This is a genomic window from Ruegeria sp. HKCCE3926, assembly GCF_017872515.1.
Taxonomy (GTDB): Bacteria; Pseudomonadota; Alphaproteobacteria; order Rhodobacterales; family Rhodobacteraceae; genus Ruegeria.
Map to the genome: position 1 here is coordinate 119,607 of NZ_JAEDOU010000009.1, position 16,985 is coordinate 136,591.

Sequence of the window (16,985 nt, forward strand, 5' to 3'; positions counted from 1 at the left end):
TCAGCTCAGTTCCCGCTTTTCGGGTTCAAAGAAAGCGACCCCTACAAAGGTCTGGTTCATGTGAACGCCGGATTGCTGTTCGCCGTAGGTGTTGAAGCCAACCACCCGGTGGGATTGCAAAACATCCGAAACCTGTTTGCTCAACTGCTTCTGTTCGATTTCGAGTTTCCGCAGAATACAGTCGAATCCAAGAATGAAATCCGGGGCCGTCCCGGTGTTGTCGCGCACATTCAACCCAGCTTCGAGCGTTTCAATAATCTCCTTCCCGCGCCCCAGTGTCATGATAAGGCCGTCATCGATCGCCGCTAGAAAAGACAGGGATCCCCCCTCCATCGGTTCACGAATGGCACGTACATAGTAATTGAGGTTCTGTCTGAGAAGCAGCGGGTTTTCTGCGAATACCAGTGGCGAAAGATCTTCGGCCGCGCACCCGACCAGTCGTGCATATTCCTGCGCTGCCGGCGCCCCGTTGATCTCATACACCACCCGTTCTTCCGGGTTGGCGTCGGTGATGATGATCTCTGACCCGATGGGCAGGAAATGATCAAAACCGATACCCTGAAAACCAAGGTTGGTTTCAATCAACAACAGGACGGCAGCATTGTTGTGCGCGCTGCCACCGTGAAAAACGAACGTCTCTTCATATTGAAGGCCATCCCCGGCAGAGCCGCCAAATATCGGCAATCCATCCAGAACGGTTTCCAGCGTTGAAACCAGCAAGTCTTCCTGCTTGGACAATCCATCCGTAAACACCAGCGCCAGCCTGTTCCACCCCGCCGTGTGGCGGAATCTTTCGGCCAACCGCTGCGCTGCGGCAGCGATCTCCATTGAATTGAGCGGCCTGAGCGACTCGAACAAAATGGACGAACACCGAAAGTTGGACTTTGGAAAGGCCAACAGCAAAAGCGCATGGGATTCATAACCCGATCGCGTGATTTGACCTGCGGTAGTGCAGCCAAATACTGGAACACCCGCAAGTCTTCTGTTCAGGCAACATGACACCTCTGCCGGGTCAAGAGTGCTGGGAATAAAGGCCAGGACAAAGCAGGACGACAGACTGTCGATTTCCGCGCAGGCTTCTTCAACGGCGGTCGTCGGGTCCAAATCATCGGAACGGCCAATCGCAATGAAATTTGGTTCATGCTCCAGATCCCGCATGTGTCCCCCCTAGTGTTGAAGAAAGGATTTGACCTCCGGTTCGTGTCGCGACTGTCTGGCGACAACCGAGTCGACCAGAACAGCGGCCTGGGTCCGGTTGCGCACCCCAAGGCGGCGCAGCAAAGCGGTGATATGTGCCTTGACCGTCGCCTCGGCCAACGACAGCTCATATGCAATCTGTTTGTTGGATTGGCCCACGCAGATAAGCTTGAGAATTTTAACCTGCTGCGGCGTCAGTGATGAAAGCTCGGGGCTGGATTGGTAGACGGTGCTTTCGGAGGGCTTCAGCTCTTCGACGCGGTTGTATTCGGTGGGTACGTATCTCCGCCCAGAGCTGATCTCCTGAATGGCGTGTTTCAGGGTTTGCGCCGGCGTATCTTTCGGCAGAAATCCCATCGCACCGTGGTCCAGCAAAGATCTTACCAACTCTCCGGATGCCAGTGACGATATCACCAGAACCGGCGCATTCGGACAGCGCTGCCGTAGCTGCTGAAAACCCGAGATACCCGTTACGTCCGGCAATTTCAGATCGAACATGATCAGATCGGGCTTGAAGCCTGCACCAAGTATTTCAAGTGTCTGCTTCAGCGTGTTGGCTTTTTCAATTCGGCAGTTCTCGAAGCTCAGCTGCAACGCCGCGGCCAACGCATCGCTGAACAGCGGATGATCATCCACGATAAGCACGCTGGACACCTGGTCCACCGGTTTAGGGCATCCCGCAATGTGCATTGCTTCTCCTCCGACAGGAAAGGTACAGCATTTCCCGATCAGTTCAACTGTTTCATTTTGAGACACGCGAAAGATACCATAGATAACAAATGCTTGATGACTCAGCCGGTCTGGTTCCCGAGGAAGACCCTGGCAAACGCCTTCAAATCGGGCGCCGCAGCATTGGGATCAAAATACTGCCTGTCAAAGTCTTGCATGTGTTTGAGTCGACTGGATGAAGGGCCGTCGCGGCGCAGGACGGCAGAAGCCGCTTGCCGCAGCCTGTCTGCGCGACCAGCCCTGGCACTGCGTCGCAATTCCCGGGCCAACGGATCAAAAACCCCAAAGCGACGCAGTGCCCTTGAAACGGCCAGTTTGTGACCGGACATTCCAAACCCCAAACCGGCCAAAAAAACTACAATGGCGGTTGCGGCCATTGGCCAACCCAACAGCGTTGCTGCTGGCGCATCTGCCTCTGCGCCGCCAAGGTTTACGTCTTCGATGGCCGTGCCATAGGCAATGCGTTGTGGTGAGATGACGACCTCTCGGGTTTCACGGGCCACGGTATCAAAGTAACTGAATTGTAAGGGTTCAACGATGCCGGATGTGTCGTTTGAAGGGCGTATGGTCCAGCGCCAGAACGCATGGGTGACCGGCCCTTCCGGGGTCAGTTCGACAAGCCGTTTCTCAGGATGCGGGAAGATCAGGGCCGAAGGCGAAGTCAACTCGGGCATGGGCGGGATCATCTCGGGCGTCGCGCCCAGAGCTTCCAGTCGAATGACGCGCAAGACCCCCTCACCCGGCGCAAGTTGATCCGGCGCATTCGACCACTGATCCGAAATCTGCAATTTGCGAACCGGAAACCACCACTCCTTGGTGGCCGGGGCTTGCGCCACCTGAATGGTCAGCGGCTCTGATTGAATCTCGTGTTCGAACCAGTCGTCATTTTCGTCTGTCAGGGTCAACCTGTGCACAAACGGACCAATTGTAAGCTTGCCTGCCTCGACAGGATAGATCGCCATTCGTCGGGTGAACACTTTGTATTTCCGGCCATTGATCCTTTGCTCCGACCAGCTGTCCGGGCCCAGTTGCGCCCAGCTGAACCCATCCAGGCGGGGTTGGATCAGCTCTTCGCGCGTGATGTGCCGACGATAGACACCCCGGATCGTCAACAGCACCATCTCTTGGGTGAACGGAACCGGGGCATTGTCTTCGATGGCAACTTCGATCAACGCCTCGGAGGGCAGCACTGTTTTCGACTGCGCCAAAACCTGCATCGGAAGTGCAATAAGAAGCAGAAACAGCCACTTCATTCCGGGTTCTCCGCTTCCGGAGGCGAAAGACCAAGCTTTTCCCGGCGCTTGTGTTCGTGTGCTATCCGTGCCGCCATGAACTCACCCGGAACATCGGAAAGCTGATTGAGCCAGCGCAGATCGGCAACCATGAACTTGTCATCAAAGATGCGGCGCACGCCCAGTTGCCCGCGACTGTCCAATTCCGCCAGTCCCAGCATCGTGTTCGCGTTCGTGACCTCACTGCCGGTTCCCGCCGCCCGCGCATTCCCGCGCGCGACAAAACTGTCGGCCTTGGGGCCGGATTTCCGTTCGGGGAAAAGGCTCAACGCCTCTGGGGTGATCTGCTGCCCTGCGTAATAGGCGGCCAGCACATCGAAATTCGCCTGGGCATCCAGGTTTCCCCTGGCCATGGCCTGATCATAGGCTTCCAGCGCAGCGGCCAATTGGCCGGTCCGGGCGTAAGCATTGCCGAGGTTGTACTGGTTCCCGGCGTGCTCGAAAGCACTGGCTGCTTTGTCAAAAACGCCCGCACGGTAGAAGGCAACACCTTGCCAGTCAGGGTCGGAAAACAGTTTTGCAGCCATTGGATACAGACCGATTGCCAATGCGACGCGGCCGAAAGGGGCAGCGCCGCCCAGCGCAAAGGCAACGGCAATACAAGTGGCACCTGCAATCGCGAACCACCTCATGCCCCTTCCCTCCAGAACAAAAACAGCAGGGGGAGCAATGCGAAATACAACAAATACCGCCCCAGATCATGCCAGAACAGCACCGGATAGTCCGCCCGTATCAAGCGGGTTGCGGCATCATCTGCCAGCCAATTGGCCAGATCATCTGACTGGTCCAAAGTGAAGACAGCGCCACCGCCGAGCGCGGCGTGGGTTTGGATTTGCGCAGTCGTGCGGTGAGCCGACACCAAGGACACGCGCACCCCTCGTGCAGCAAGCAATGCGACCCGCTGCAATGAGGGTGATCCCAGCCCGTCCCCGTCAGTGAACAGGACGACGTCCCCGGCCAGGATGCCCGCCCCTTCCATCCGCTGCAAAGCCAAAGCCAGCGCGCGTTCGGGTCGCGATCCCTTGTCCGGAACGGTCTGTCCATCGATGAGCGACAGCGTTTGACCCAATTGGCGGTGATCGGTGGTCATATCCGTGGCGACATAGGCATCGCCCGCGTAAACGATGATGCCGCCGGGGCGGGACCCAAGCGCACTGACACCCAAACGCCCCATGCTCAGCAGTTGCGGCCAGCGGTCGCCTTCCGCCACGCTGTCAGATGCATCCACAAGGAACAATACGCCATCCAGATTGCGATAGGTCTGCGCGTCGCGCCGTTCGATTGCCGGGCCGGTCAGGGCAATCGCGACGATCCCGGCGGTCAGAAGCAAGGCAGCGGGTTTGAGCGGGAAGGAGCCGCCTTCGATCCGGCCGATCGCGGCCATCGCCTGGACAAGCTGCGGGTCGGTGATCTTGTCCCAGGCTCCGAACCCTCCGGCACGGGAAAGCAACCACCACCCTGCCCCGCAGATGACAGGCAGCAAAAGCCCCCAGACCGGTCTGAGTAAAGTGACATCCAGCTCAATCATCACGCTTGCCTCCACGCCGCCAACAGGGCAAGTGCGGCCGCCATTGCTGCGGGCCAGGTCCAGAATGATCGGTAGACCTCGGCCGTAAGGCCCGCGCTGTCCGTCGCTTCCAGCCGATCCAAGGCCTGAGTCACGTCGACAAGATCATCGGTGGTTTTGACGCGAAACGCTTCGCCGCCTGAAATTTCGGCAATGGCGCGCAGGGTTGTCGCATCGACGACGCCGCGCTCACCAGGTTCGGCGCTTTGCAGGTCTTTCGGGCCCAGAGCAATCGTATGGACCCGCACCCCCATCTCGGCCGCCAGTTCGGCCACGCCACCGGGGTTCGTGGCGCCCGCGTTGTTCACTCCATCCGACAACAGAATGACGACCCGCGACACCGCCTGGCTGTTGGCCAGGCGCTTCAAAGCAAGGCCCAGACCATCGGATATGTTTGTCGCACGGCCCGAGATACCGATCGTGGCCTCTTGGATCCGTCGCGCGACAGCCTCGGTATCGAAAGTGAAAGGCGTGGCGAAATAGGCTTCGGACCCGAAAACAATCAAGGCCACCCGGTCGCCGGCGCGGCGTCGGGCGAACTCGGATCCAACGCGTGTCACCGCCTGCAAACGGGTGATCTGGCGCCCATCGAGATAAAAATCCTCCCGCACCATCGATCCCGAAAGATCCAGAACAATCGCAAGGTCCCGTCCGGACACTTTCAGGGCGCTGACGGGTTGCAGTTGGCGCGGACCGGACAGTGCAAAAATCATGAGCCCCCAAATGATCCACAAAATCAGGAGGTCCGCCAAAGTCCGGGTCCTGGCCTGAGCCTGTGGGCTGGCCGCCATAAGCATTCCGCCTATGCGGTCCGGAACTGGGAACCCCCGCTCGAAAACCGGCCGCGGCTTGACCAAACGTGTGATGACAAGAGGCAATGGCAGCGCTAACAAGATCCAGGGGTCAGCAAGCTCAAACACGACTAGCGACCTCCTTTTGCAGGGTCGCCAGATCCGGTTCACCACCGGGTCGATAAAGATCACCCGTCAACTCTGCATAACGCGTCGGATTCTGAGCGCGCAGTTTGTGCAATAGAGCCACCCTGCGGCGATCCACGGACCACCCCGGTTGTTCAACAGATCGATCCGGTGGATCCGGCCGCCTGTTTGCTGCGGTCTTGACACTCAGCAACCGCAAGATGGCGACACAGCCGACCGAAGCCAGCGCCGCGATACCAAGAACAGCCGCGAATTCCGCAACCGCCCCACCTGCGGCCTCGGCGGGCAAATGGATATCCCGCAGGCTGGCCAGCATCGTGGCTTCAGAGAGTGCTTTCTCACTCATGCCACATATCTTGCCGCGAAAACCGACGAAATGCGACGAGAGGTTTGTTCGACCGGGTCACTGGCATTCAGGACAAGCGCAGGATGTGTTGCCACCTTCTGAAACGCAAGTTCGCCGGCAGGCTCTGCCCGGGCCAGATAGACCCGCTTTTGCCGCCCATCTGAAAGGCGGATCGGATACCAGCCTCTTGGCATCTCATGCGCTTTGCTTTCAGTCACAAGCAGCAGTCTGGGGGTGCGGCGATGATTGAGCCGGTCCAGCACGTCCGAAAAGCCCTCTCCCTGCTGATCAAAGCCAGACGCGATGATAATCTCGGCGCCCGTCGGCGTCAGGCGCTCAACGCCGGCAAGTGCCTGTTCCAGCGTCCAGCTTTCATCCTCACCTTTTTGCAGCGCGGTCAGACTGCGCGCATGAGCCTGAACCAGGCCACCGATCACATCCAGCATTCCGCGCGTTTTCCCTCGCAACGGGACGATGACGGGTGCGCCGGGGGTAAGCGCCAATAGACCGACACGCCCGCCGCTTTCAACCATGAACCATCCGATCAGGGTCAAGGCTTCGGCGGCAGCGACTGACAGAAACGCCCGCTGGATGCCCCAGAACATCGGTGCACGAAAATCCGCAACCAACAGGGCGACGCGGTCCTGTTCCTCCTGAAACTGCCGGATATGCATACGCCCCGTGCGGGCGGTCGTTCCGCGATCCAAATGACGAATGTCATCCCCGTCCACATATTCGCGTACATCAGCAACCTCGACGCCCTGCCCGCGCTTTCGGGTCAGAAATCCTCCGGGCAGGGCCGTCATTGTCGGGTTGCCGCGGTCGGTCAATGCGATATGCCGCAATGCAATCAAGGCCTCGGTCGTCAGGCGAACCCCCGCATGTGCCAGCACGCCCGTCACAGCGGCTCGACCGCATTCAGAATGTCGGCCACCAACTCGCGCGGCTTTTTCCCATCTGCAACGGCTCTCCAGGTCAGCACCATGCGGTGGGCCAGCGCATCGGGCGCAACAGCGGCGACATCTTCAGGCAGGGCGAAATCCCGGCCCCGCAGATAGGCGCGCGCGCGCGATGCCGAGGCCAGGGCCAATGACCCGCGCGGCGAGACTGCGTGTTCAATATATTCGGAAAACGGACCTTCACGGGTGGCAAGCACAAGCCGTACGATATAGTCCCGCAATTCTGGCGCGACGTGAACCGACTGCGCTTCGGTGCGGGCAATCTTCAGCTCTTCAAGCGTCATCCGCTGCGCGTCCTGAGGCCCATTCCGGGTTTCGGCGATGACCAGATCAAGAATCTCACGTTCCGTTTCCAGATCCGGCAATGTCAGTACGACATGCAGCAGAAACCTGTCCAATTGCGCCTCGGGCAAGGGAAAGGTCCCGTCATGTTCAATGGGGTTCTGGGTCGCCACGACCAGAAAGGGATCCGGCAGGGCGTATGTTTCATTGCCAACCGTAACCTGGTGTTCTGCCATGGCCTCCAACAAGGCAGACTGCACCTTTGGCGGCGCGCGGTTGATCTCGTCAACCAGCACCAGAGTGTGAAACACCGGCCCCGGAACAAACTCAAAGCGGCCTTCCTGAGGCTGGTAAACCGGTGTTCCGGTCAGATCAGAGGGCATCAGGTCAGGTGTGCATTGAATACGGGCAAAGCCGCCCTCGACAGCGTTTGACAGCCATTTGACCGCCCGTGTCTTCGCCAGCCCGGGCGGACCTTCTACAAGAAGATGACCACCTTCCAGCAGCGCGATCAAAAGAGAGTCCACCAGATGCGCGTGACCGATAAGCCCCTGCGACAGATACGCGGACAATCCCGCAATGGCGCGTGGCGGGTTTTCAGGCCTCGTATCCATATGTCCTCCCATAGCCTCTGAGGGCGCATTGCCTGCGCTCAGGCTACCCGGAGTCACCCGCCCGATAAAACACGTCAGATGGTATTACCTGGGCACACGAACCGAATTGGTGCAGCCTTCATCAAAAAGGGCTGCAAATCTGGGATTGGCCAGGGTTTCGTCTGCCTGCGCCCATAGCCGGTCATATTGGGCATCAATGTATTCGATAAAGCCGGGGTCTATGGTTTGATCCACCGGGGATTGCGCGACAGCATGCATCATGAAGATGTCAAACGCACAAAGACCGCTTGGGTTCGAATCCAGCAATGCGCGCATGAAGTCGTGCGAACTCCAAGGCAGGCGCTGCAAGTTTACCGGCGTTTCCTGCAATTTCGACAAGAACCCTGACGATTTGTCATATAGCAGGATGTCCATGCCAAAGGTGAAGGACTGAAACAGCTCTTCCAGCAGGATCGATTTGTGAAAATCGCTTTCCAGCTTGCTGGTTTGATCATGCGCCGGTTGTTTGACCACAATATGGGTCCCCTGCCCCCGATATCCAAAAAAGGTCTGTGCCATCGCCGGTGATGTCACCACATAGTTTCGACCCGCAGGCAAACCAAGCTGGTGGAGTTCACTGAGCCAGTCGATATCTGACGAAAGGTCCCGATTGGGAGGGTACCCGGAATACAATCGCAAAACCACGGTTCGACCGGTTCCACAATCGCGCGCAGATGGGCCTGCGTAGCGCATGGGTGTCGGGTGGCCGAAGCTGTGTTTCAGCAACGCCCGAAAAGTATCAAGAACGACAAGCGTTTGCGGATGCGGTTTTTCACCAACCAGGCACAGGGCTGCACCGGCCTGATCGCGGCCATTGATGTGAACGGGGATCGCCATGTCGCGCCCCAGCATCGTGGACCGCAGCTCATACCCCCATCCTCTCTGTGCAAGTTCGATATAATCGCTCTTTTCTGCACAAAGCGCGCCTGCAAAAGCGACAATCGCCAATACTTGCAACAACAGATACCGCATTCAGCCCCTCTCAAAGTGACGCGCATTCTATCCGGGATACGGGACTCTCGCAAAATTCTTTTAAATCCGCCTGGATGGGAATAACGATCCGTTAAGCCCACCAGCTGAGCAACCTGCTGAACCGGGCAGGTTTCGGGCGTGAATTGATCCTTGCGGATCATGTTAACCAGTTCGATGCCGGCTAGGGCAGATGCAGCTGAAGAGAAAGACCTGAAACCCAACATGGGCCTGATGCGACGTTTGATGACTCGATGGTCCTGTTCCACGATGTTATTCAAACACTTCCGCCTGATCATCTCGATTGGGATCGGGCAGCCAAAACCTTTTCAGCATTTTGTTGATTGCTTTGATACCGGCAGTGTTGGCCCGCTTTTGTCGATGACAATCTTCCGTGGCAAACCGTTCACCTCAAGCGCCCAAGAGAAAAACTCTGTCGCAGCGGCCTTATTGCGGCGCTTAGATAGCATGAGGTCCAGGGTCTTGCCGTGTTTGTTGATGGCCCGATAGAGATAAACCCACTCACCCTTCACTTTCACATAGGTTTCATCCATGCGCCATGAACGATCAGCGGCGCTTTTTGTACCGCGACGCATCCGCTACAAGACCGGCATATTGGTTCACCCATCGGTTCAGAGGTGCGTGATCCAGTTCAACGCCACGTTCCGCCATGATTTCTTCCAGATCCCGGTATGAACACCGTATCAGAGATAGAAGAAAACAGCATACAAAATCCCCTCTTTCGGAAAATGCGCGCCCTTGAATGAGATCGTCATGGTTTGCTCCTGTCATTTTGAGCACGCGCTACCAAAACGACGCTTGATCTGACAGGTGGGAACAGTGTTTGCGAAAGAGCCGAGCTGGACTGCAAATGTCCAGGACGGTTGACTAAACCCTTTTAATTGCAGTTTCGATTTGACCACAAAACTTATCAATATCGCGCTCCAGCATATCGCTTTCTCGGGTCTCATCTCTGACTGCGGATAGTTCATCTACAACAGCCCGCGCTTTCTTTTCTGGAGCCGCTTCAGCAATGCGCACCAAAGCTCGAATAAGGGCGGCCGTCACGAGGCCATTGCCCCGAGCGGCGCGTCTTAGAGCTGGCATCGAGTCGTTAAACAACGACTCTGCCGTGATGGATGGGTAAACCACCCGCACGGCTCCGTCGTCATCTCGATACACACCCGTGCAGAGCTTGGACGACCACGCACGGGCCAGAGAGGCCGACAGACGGTCGATGCAGACTATTGCGGTGAACGTGTCGTTGACACCCGGCGACAATGCCCGAAGTGCGATTTCAACGAGAAGATGGACAGAAAAACGGATATCTCCGTTAGGGTCTCGCGCGGGGATCAACGGAGCTGCCGCCGGCACCAGATCATTGAGATTCTCATCAATATCACCATAAACATTGGCCAAAATGTCCGATGGAACCATAAAGTCACCAGGCTGCACATCAAAAACGACGACTGCTCCTGCTTGTTTGGCCGCATGCACCAGTTCTTCGGTGTTGATCGAGTTCACATATCCGGTGCCCGAAGCCGGGACCGGGCGCTTGTCTCCCTCCTCAGAAATTGCCTCTGAGGATGGAATATCTGCACTGTTTTCGATCGCGGTGCTCACTTGGCGATCCAAGGCTTCAGAAATCCGCGCCGCCTCCTGATCAATGGTTACGCGCGTCGATACTGTATGGACGAAGAGCAGCAGCAATAGAACTGAGACGATCGAATAGATTATGCCAACCACCACGGCTAGGTTCACTGATGTGTCATCGCGTACCAACCACAAGATCATCAAGCTGTATAAAAACGTTGCTCCAAGTGAACCGACTGCAACCTGGTTTACCCTGTCTTCGCCAAAACGCTGCAAGAGCCTGGGGCCAATAGATCCTGCTGCCAAAGTGTAGACCAGCAGAACAATGGAATAGACCATGACCAACGCGGACATGGATGCTGCCGAGATTGCGCTCAGTACATCGCTCGCAGTGCGATTGGAAACGCTGAGCCAATCGGAAGCGGACCAACCCCAACGTACGAGCGCTTGCTCGGTCTTGAAGACAATCCCAGCCACCAAAAGCCCTGAAAGACTTATGGCAGCAGGGATGGTTAGGAACCCGCGAAAGTATCTCACTAATTCTCTGGGTGTTTGCATTCCAGTCCCCATTCACAACACGCGCTTTCTTGACGAACCCTGCTTTACGCGAACCGGTCGGCCGCTTTTTTCAAAGCACTCTGCATGTCATTCCATGCAGCCTCGTAGCCCTCTTTGACGTCTTCCCAGGCCTCGTCGCTGGTCGACTTCAACTCTTTCAGCTGAGCTTCTGCGTCAGACCTTACCTTGTAGAGCATGCTGAGTTGTTCCTCGAGCTCGATCTTGGCATCCGCTTCCGCCACTTTCAGCTTGGCTTCAAGAACATCAATCTGGGCATTCCAACTATCCAGTTGCAGCTGTGCCTTTTTCTCGTACCCAACGCGTGTCATCGTTTTTCCTTTCTTCGCAAACTGTGGTTCAGATCGACGGGAGCCGCCCACTAGGCCGCAACAATCGCCTTGAGCATCCAGACTGCTTCTTCATGCTTCGCCATCCTGGCGTTCATCAGATCCTCTGTAGCCCCATCGCCATAACGGGCGGCGGTCGCGGCAGTCTCACGCAGGTTCCGGGCAATCGCTTCGTGGTCTGCAACCAATTGTTTGATCATGCCCTCCGCATCTTTGACCATCTCTTCTTCGGTCAACTTTGCCTGACTAACCATGTCAGTGAACGAAATCGGTGCCACCTGACCCAACGCGCGCACACGCTCGGCCAATTCATCAGCGGCCTCGAACAGGTCACGATACTGACGCTCTGTCAGCTCATGGATCGGCAGGAATAGTGGGCCCACAACGTTCCAATGTGTGCCTTGGGTTTTCACCATCAGGATCATTGTATCGGCCAGTATTTCCGTCACCGCGTTGGCGATCCACGCATTTTTGTCGATGCCTGTATCGTTCGTTTCTTCCTGAACTTCAGACTTCAATACTTGCTGTATCATATTCACTCCGTTTCGTTGCTTATGGAGTAAAAACTAAGGGGGACACAAAAAATTACAAATAAAAACATATACTTATTATGGGTATCCGACGCATCATGGGGTGCTTCATGATCCTGGGTATCCTGCCCCACATGCCAATATTGATGTAGACACGCAGGCCCAATGCCATACATGCTTGGAGTAACTGACGTAAGCTACTGAGGTCATGCCAGTGTCTGATCAAAATCGACCACCAAAGCGCACCGAAAAACTGCAACTGATGCTCGACCTCGAAGAGCTTAAAGTCATCGATGATTGGCGGTTCGAGAACAGACTGCCCTCCAGAGCGGCCGCCATTCGAGAACTCATCCGTCGCGGTCTGATTTCCAATGAGTTTGAAGAACCACCGACTGATGCGCCTTCCGGCGAGTTTCGTGTTGTGGATGAATGACAGGAACATTCACAGAGCCCCGCGCGAAAACCATTTTTGATTAAGGTGATGTTCAATTCTCACCTTCGCGCCGGTAGTTGACCAGCCTAGCGCGCCGCGAACACATTGGGGACGACTAGGAAGGGCTGTCTTCAGAATTAGTTCTTGGCGCCAGACTATCCTTCACATCGGGGCTGGCGCCCAGCCCGCTCTCGGCGTCAGCAAGCGAAATTGCCTCATCTTCACCGACAGCAAGGACGGCAGTTTCAGGCGTAACCACCCTTGCCGGAGCGCTGACGCGAAATGCGGTCTTGTCACTTTCAGGTACGGCTGACTTGGCCATAATCCGCCAGAACGTAAATACAATCATGAGGCAATGCGCTGCCACAGTTGTCATGAACAGGCCCTGTGGCCCTAATCCAGTCATTGCTACACCTGCTATCAGCGGCCCGACAATCGATCCCAGCCCGTAGACCATCAGCAACCCACCTGAAACCTGAATCGAGGTGCCCGGCGTAGCATGGTCGTTCGCGTGCGCAACGATGATTGGATACATCGCAAAAATTGCAGCGCCGAACATCCCGACCAAAGCAAGGTTCATGACGCGCGACTCCGGCGCAAGAAGGACGAAAGCCAGGTCCGAAGCGAGAGCCACACCCGCTGTAAACAGCAAGACTTTACGCCGGTCCATTCGATCACTTGCAAAACCAATCGGGACTTGCGCAAAGGCTCCGGCTAAAACCGGAATACTCGCGAACAAAGCAATTGCAGTAAGTGATAGCCCGACGCGATCCGCATACACCGCAGCAAGCGTCCCAAATGCTGCATTTGAAATGCCAACAAGAAAGACCGCGGCAACCGCAACTGGTGAGTTTCGCCACAACGCCGGCAGGTCGAGACGCACAGATGTCAGGGGTGCGGGCGACTCAGAGGTTGACAGGGCTGTTGGTATAAGCGCCAAACAATAGACCATCGCACCAATGGCAAAGAAGATGAAACCTGTTGCATCTCCCAGTGAGATAGCCATCTGACCGGCTGTCACCGCACCCAGGTTAACCATCGTGTAGACGCCAAAGACTGTACCACGCGTATTGGGTTCAACCTTATCGTTGAGCCAGGACTCGACGATCATTGCCGCGCCAGCAAAACAAAATCCTGAAACTGCGCGCGACGGTATCCAAGCCCACGATTCTACTACCACAGCCTGGAAAAGGATCGTTACGGCGGCAAGAGCACACATTACGCCGAAGGTTCGAATATGTCCTACTGCTCCAACAAGCCTTGGTGCAACAAGGCATCCTGCAACATAGCCAACTGCCCACCCCGTTCCCAAAAGGCCCAGAGAGCTGGCGGAAAAACCCTCGAAAGAGCCACGAACGGGAAGTATCAGACCATGGACACCACCTGCGAACAGAAGAAGCCCTGAACCAAGAAGTAACGCTGATATCGGTAAGAGCTGTCGGAACATCGGGTCTAGCCTAATGTCAAACTGAGAAATGAGAAGCTATTTTGCTCGCAATAGCGATTTGGCGAAGGTGATCAAGGCTTTCTGTACAGCAGTTTGGTCAACCTTTGGCAATCTACTTTCGCTACAACCACTTCGAGAGTTTGAATACGACGTAAAGTGCAATTCCGATGGCAACCGACGCCAGTGTCAGCGCCCAAAACGCAAAGGGCGCACTCAAGCCGGGCATGCCAGCAACATTCACGCCAAATAGACCAGTCAGAAATCCAAGTGGCAGAAAGATCGCGGCCACGACAGACAAGAGATAGCCGTTTCGAGCAAGCGCATTCGCGTGTTCGGCGTCCATTTGCTCCTGAAGGGCAGTCAAGCGATCCCGACTTGCGTCCAGTTCCTCAAGTGTACGGCGAGTGCGGTTCGCGGTTTCATTGACCAATACGGATGCGTCGCTGTGAATTACGCTACTTTTCAATGAGGACAAAGCGTCGAGCGCATCGCGTTGCGGGCTGATATAGCGCCGAAGTTTGATCACCGTTTGCCGCAATCGCGCAATGCTCTCTGGTTTGATTTCATTTCCTGAAAGTCCAACCTCTTCGAGAGAGTCTGTCTCGTCTTCAAGTTCAAGGGAAACAGCCTCAATCCGCTTTGTGAGCCCCGCAGCAAGTTCTGCCAAAAATGCACCGACACTTTCCGGCCCCGAACCGCTTTCGGCTCTTAGACGAAAATTGTCTGCTGCCCAGACTTTGCGCACACGGGCAGATACGATAGTTCTTTCTGTGGCCCAGAGCCTTAGTGAAACCATATCCTCCGGAGACGCGTCAGGGTTCAAGTTAACGCCGCGTAGGTTCAGGATGATGCCATCCTCGTGCAGATCACATCGTGGTCGCGTTTCGGATTGAAGCAATGCTTGCGCGGCTATGTTTGGCAGTTGTTCGGATGCCCATTGCCTCAAGCCGCTGTCGGCGAGGTCGAAATGAATCCAGCGGTAGCCGTTTTGCTGCCTTGCGAAGGGTTCTGGCCAATCTGAAGAGACAGGGACTGCTTGGCCCGCTACTATATCAAACGCACAGATGGGAGTGACTGTTTGTGTGTTCATTGGCGATCCTATTTTGCGTCGATTGGGAAGCCAATGCATGCCAAAGACTGCGCGCGGACAATTCCCTTAACTGGACGGACCATAAATGGTTTAGCGACCTATGCCACTATTGGTTACGGGCAGAACAAGGCGCATTGAACACTGAGAATTCCAAAACGCGTTCATCTTATGAAAGGTATCAGGTGAGCGATCAATCCGATGTGTGATGGGTCATTTCCCTCTGCGCTTCCAGTTCAGATTTATCATCGTCGTGAATACGCGCGAGGATTTGCACCGAGTGCACATTGGAAAAGGCCAGAACAAGTTTGATGTGTGTCCCAAGCCCTCTTCAAAAACTCTAAAGCTGAGAACCGATGGGCAGAATACCTAGAAAGCCGGCGACTATGTGATCCCAGGCAGAACCCGTCGGTTCTGAGCTATATTCGAGGACTTTGCCATCTGCGTCCCGTGTGCTCCATTTTAGCTGCCCTGCCTCCTCCAGCGTCACGCGATAGGTATATGCCGACAGTGCTTCGTCCAAAGCGCCTAAGGTTTGAATGGTCAGAGCTGGCGAGTCGATCAAAATGCCCATTTCTGTATTGATGTTGACCGAGCGAGGGTCCCAATTGAACGAACCGATGAACAGATACCGGTCGTCCACAGCAAACGCTTTAGAATGCAGGCCAGACCGAGACTGAGCCCAGTTAATACCACGACGTTGGACCTGATAGGCGTCCGGCCGCAATTCATAAAGCTCAACCCCGCTACGCAGCAATGCTCGGCGTTTCTTTGCGTAGTGCGCGTAGACTGGTGCGACATCGTTTGAAGCCAGTGAGTTGGTTACGACTTTGACGTCGACACCGCGGTTTTCTAGTTCGTTCAACCACCTCACGCCATTGTTGCGTGGCACGAAGTAAGCAGAAACGATATTCACCTCACTTTCAGCGCTTTCGAAATACGGCAACAGTTGCGACGCAAGAATTGGACCTGAGTTCTCAAGCCCCGCGGCCTTGGAAGGTGGATCGACGTAGAGTTTTGCGGGCACCCAATCTAGTGACAGCGCGCCGTCTGCAAAGTTTTCCCTCGCCGATTTTCTCAGGGCCGCGCCGTACCGGGTTTGTTTTGCTTCCTCTACCAATTCACTCAACCTGTTTCTCGCTTCGCTAAGTGTGAAGTCTTCGGGTTCCCCGACAACCACGCGGGCCGGAACAGCGAATTCACTGTTCCAGTATGCGTCAAAGCTCTGCGATACTTCATTCACGACGGGACCGACGGCTAATACGTCCAAATCTGCATAGTTCATTTCTTCCCGTGCCAGAAAGTATTCGGCCCCGATATTTCGACCGCCTACAATCGTGAACACGTTGTCTGCGGTCATCGACTTGTTATGCATTCTGCGATTGATGCGTTTGAAATCCGTTAGTCCGGCAACGACTAGGCCTTGGTCACGCCAGAAAGGATTGAACAGGCGGATTTCAATATTCTCATGGTGATCCAACGCGGCTGTCATCGCGTCATAACCGGATGTATCTATGTCATCCAACAGCAGCCGCACCCGCACGCCTCGATCCGCAGCCTGCAAAAGGCTAGCCGCAAAAAGGTGACCTGTCGGGTCGTTGTGCAAAAGGTAGTATTGAGCGTCAATCGTTCGCTCAGCCGCAGCAGCCAACAAAAGTCGTGACACCAGAGCTTGCTCACCGTCACTGATTAATTTGACGCCTGAACGGCCGTCTTTGGGATCTCCCAGCCGATTGGCTGCTAGAGCCAATTCAGTGGTTGTGGCAGCGGGTAACGAAGTCGTTACCGTTTTTTCATAAATGCGAACTTTAGGAGCGCAAGCGACGAGAACAAGCGTGCAGCAGGCACAAAGAACTATAGTCCATGACTTCATCGGTTTCCTCCAGCAGTCACTCTTAAGTGACTACGCTTGAGGTCACGATTGCAAGTTTGTTCTATAAAACTTCAGGAGGTTTCATCGCATAGTGAGGATTTAACGAAACCTTGGTCGTCATCCTGTCAATTAGGGTCAGGACCCATTGATTTCAGCGGGGTTGCGTGACTCACGGTTCGAAAAAC

17 protein-coding genes and 1 pseudogene are annotated in these 16,985 nt (G+C 55.6%); 1 reads left to right on the forward strand and 17 read right to left on the reverse strand.

What is annotated here, in order from left to right; all coding sequences use genetic code 11:
* From I9184_RS18725 to I9184_RS18790, 14 genes and pseudogenes are all read right to left on the reverse strand, one after another.
* The gene (locus tag I9184_RS18725) at positions 1–1,158 is read right to left on the reverse strand and encodes an FIST N-terminal domain-containing protein (RefSeq protein WP_171637196.1); all 1,158 of its coding nucleotides are present in this window, start codon (positions 1,156–1,158) and stop codon (positions 1–3) included.
* Between the two features lie 9 nt (positions 1,159–1,167).
* A complete protein-coding gene (locus tag I9184_RS18730; RefSeq protein WP_171637197.1) occupies positions 1,168–1,887 on the reverse strand; it encodes a response regulator transcription factor in 720 nt (239 codons plus the stop codon).
* Between the two features lie 101 nt (positions 1,888–1,988).
* Positions 1,989–3,179: a BatD family protein gene (locus I9184_RS18735; RefSeq protein ID WP_171723924.1), complete on the reverse strand. Its 1,191-nt coding sequence runs from the start codon at positions 3,177–3,179 to the stop codon at positions 1,989–1,991.
* A complete protein-coding gene (locus tag I9184_RS18740) occupies positions 3,176–3,850 on the reverse strand; it encodes a tetratricopeptide repeat protein (protein ID WP_171637199.1) in 675 nt (224 codons plus the stop codon). Before I9184_RS18740 ends, I9184_RS18735 begins: the two co-directional genes overlap by 4 nt.
* Positions 3,847–4,746, reverse strand: a complete 900-nt coding sequence (locus I9184_RS18745) for a vWA domain-containing protein (protein ID WP_171723925.1) — start codon at positions 4,744–4,746, stop codon at positions 3,847–3,849. The genes I9184_RS18740 and I9184_RS18745 overlap by 4 nt, the downstream gene beginning before the upstream one ends.
* Complete coding sequence (locus I9184_RS18750; protein WP_245218212.1) at positions 4,746–5,498, reverse strand: VWA domain-containing protein; 753 nt, start codon at positions 5,496–5,498, stop codon at positions 4,746–4,748. Before I9184_RS18750 ends, I9184_RS18745 begins: the two co-directional genes overlap by 1 nt.
* 199 nt (positions 5,499–5,697) lie before the next feature.
* The gene (locus I9184_RS18755) at positions 5,698–6,069 is read right to left on the reverse strand and encodes a hypothetical protein (protein WP_171637203.1); all 372 of its coding nucleotides are present in this window, start codon (positions 6,067–6,069) and stop codon (positions 5,698–5,700) included.
* Positions 6,066–6,962, reverse strand: coding sequence for a DUF58 domain-containing protein (locus tag I9184_RS18760; protein ID WP_348539550.1), 897 nt, complete (start codon positions 6,960–6,962; stop codon positions 6,066–6,068). Before I9184_RS18760 ends, I9184_RS18755 begins: the two co-directional genes overlap by 4 nt.
* Positions 6,963–6,967: 5 nt before the next feature.
* Complete coding sequence (locus I9184_RS18765; protein ID WP_209835409.1) at positions 6,968–7,924, reverse strand: MoxR family ATPase; 957 nt, start codon at positions 7,922–7,924, stop codon at positions 6,968–6,970.
* Positions 7,925–8,008: 84 nt separating this feature from the next.
* Positions 8,009–8,935: a hypothetical protein gene (locus I9184_RS18770; protein ID WP_209835410.1), complete on the reverse strand. Its 927-nt coding sequence runs from the start codon at positions 8,933–8,935 to the stop codon at positions 8,009–8,011.
* 143 nt (positions 8,936–9,078) lie between these two features.
* A pseudogene (locus I9184_RS18775) lies at positions 9,079–9,708 on the reverse strand (IS6 family transposase); the annotation flags it as partial.
* A 112-nt stretch (positions 9,709–9,820) separates the two neighbouring features.
* On the reverse strand, positions 9,821–11,083 hold the full coding sequence (locus I9184_RS18780) for a DUF2254 domain-containing protein (protein ID WP_209835411.1): 1,263 nt from the start codon (positions 11,081–11,083) through the stop codon (positions 9,821–9,823).
* A gap of 44 nt (positions 11,084–11,127) precedes the next feature.
* Positions 11,128–11,412: a coiled coil domain-containing protein gene (locus tag I9184_RS18785; RefSeq protein ID WP_171637212.1), complete on the reverse strand. Its 285-nt coding sequence runs from the start codon at positions 11,410–11,412 to the stop codon at positions 11,128–11,130.
* Between the two features lie 50 nt (positions 11,413–11,462).
* Positions 11,463–11,963, reverse strand: coding sequence for a DNA starvation/stationary phase protection protein (locus tag I9184_RS18790; RefSeq protein ID WP_171723931.1), 501 nt, complete (start codon positions 11,961–11,963; stop codon positions 11,463–11,465).
* Between the two features lie 211 nt (positions 11,964–12,174).
* On the opposite strand from I9184_RS18790, the gene I9184_RS18795 reads away from it, so the two are divergent.
* Positions 12,175–12,393: a hypothetical protein gene (locus I9184_RS18795; RefSeq protein ID WP_171636968.1), complete on the forward strand. Its 219-nt coding sequence runs from the start codon at positions 12,175–12,177 to the stop codon at positions 12,391–12,393.
* Positions 12,394–12,508: 115 nt separating this feature from the next.
* On the opposite strand, the gene I9184_RS18800 is transcribed toward I9184_RS18795, so the two are convergent.
* The 3 genes from I9184_RS18800 to I9184_RS18810 all read right to left on the reverse strand — a co-directional run bounded on the left by I9184_RS18800 (position 12,509) and on the right by I9184_RS18810 (position 16,800).
* The gene (locus I9184_RS18800) at positions 12,509–13,840 is read right to left on the reverse strand and encodes an MFS transporter (RefSeq protein WP_171637216.1); all 1,332 of its coding nucleotides are present in this window, start codon (positions 13,838–13,840) and stop codon (positions 12,509–12,511) included.
* Positions 13,841–13,961: 121 nt separating this feature from the next.
* Positions 13,962–14,930, reverse strand: coding sequence for a zinc transporter ZntB (locus I9184_RS18805; protein WP_171637219.1), 969 nt, complete (start codon positions 14,928–14,930; stop codon positions 13,962–13,964).
* Positions 14,931–15,267: 337 nt separating this feature from the next.
* Positions 15,268–16,800 carry a phospholipase D family protein gene (locus I9184_RS18810; RefSeq protein WP_209835412.1) on the reverse strand — a complete coding sequence of 511 codons (1,533 nt, stop codon included), beginning with the start codon at positions 16,798–16,800 and terminating at the stop codon, positions 15,268–15,270.
* Between the last annotated feature and the right edge of the window lie 185 nt (positions 16,801–16,985).

Excerpts from the sequence above, each read along its gene's own strand:
- I9184_RS18805 (WP_171637219.1), bottom strand. The coding sequence starts at position 14,930 with ATGAACACACAAACAGTCACTCCCATCTGTGCGTTTGATATAGTAGCG.
- I9184_RS18730 (WP_171637197.1), bottom strand. The coding sequence starts at position 1,887 with ATGCACATTGCGGGATGCCCTAAACCGGTGGACCAGGTGTCCAGCGTG.
- I9184_RS18725 (WP_171637196.1), bottom strand. The coding sequence starts at position 1,158 with ATGCGGGATCTGGAGCATGAACCAAATTTCATTGCGATTGGCCGTTCC.
- I9184_RS18755 (WP_171637203.1), bottom strand. The coding sequence starts at position 6,069 with ATGAGTGAGAAAGCACTCTCTGAAGCCACGATGCTGGCCAGCCTGCGG.
- I9184_RS18790 (WP_171723931.1), bottom strand. The coding sequence starts at position 11,963 with ATGATACAGCAAGTATTGAAGTCTGAAGTTCAGGAAGAAACGAACGAT.
- I9184_RS18745 (WP_171723925.1), bottom strand. The coding sequence starts at position 4,746 with ATGATTGAGCTGGATGTCACTTTACTCAGACCGGTCTGGGGGCTTTTG.
- I9184_RS18785 (WP_171637212.1), bottom strand. The coding sequence starts at position 11,412 with ATGACACGCGTTGGGTACGAGAAAAAGGCACAGCTGCAACTGGATAGT.
- I9184_RS18735 (WP_171723924.1), bottom strand. The coding sequence starts at position 3,179 with ATGAAGTGGCTGTTTCTGCTTCTTATTGCACTTCCGATGCAGGTTTTG.
- I9184_RS18770 (WP_209835410.1), bottom strand. The coding sequence starts at position 8,935 with ATGCGGTATCTGTTGTTGCAAGTATTGGCGATTGTCGCTTTTGCAGGC.
- I9184_RS18810 (WP_209835412.1), bottom strand. The coding sequence starts at position 16,800 with ATGAAGTCATGGACTATAGTTCTTTGTGCCTGCTGCACGCTTGTTCTC.
- I9184_RS18750 (WP_245218212.1), bottom strand. The coding sequence starts at position 5,498 with ATGATTTTTGCACTGTCCGGTCCGCGCCAACTGCAACCCGTCAGCGCC.
- I9184_RS18800 (WP_171637216.1), bottom strand. The coding sequence starts at position 13,840 with ATGTTCCGACAGCTCTTACCGATATCAGCGTTACTTCTTGGTTCAGGG.
- I9184_RS18765 (WP_209835409.1), bottom strand. The coding sequence starts at position 7,924 with ATGGATACGAGGCCTGAAAACCCGCCACGCGCCATTGCGGGATTGTCC.
- I9184_RS18740 (WP_171637199.1), bottom strand. The coding sequence starts at position 3,850 with ATGAGGTGGTTCGCGATTGCAGGTGCCACTTGTATTGCCGTTGCCTTT.
- I9184_RS18780 (WP_209835411.1), bottom strand. The coding sequence starts at position 11,083 with ATGCAAACACCCAGAGAATTAGTGAGATACTTTCGCGGGTTCCTAACC.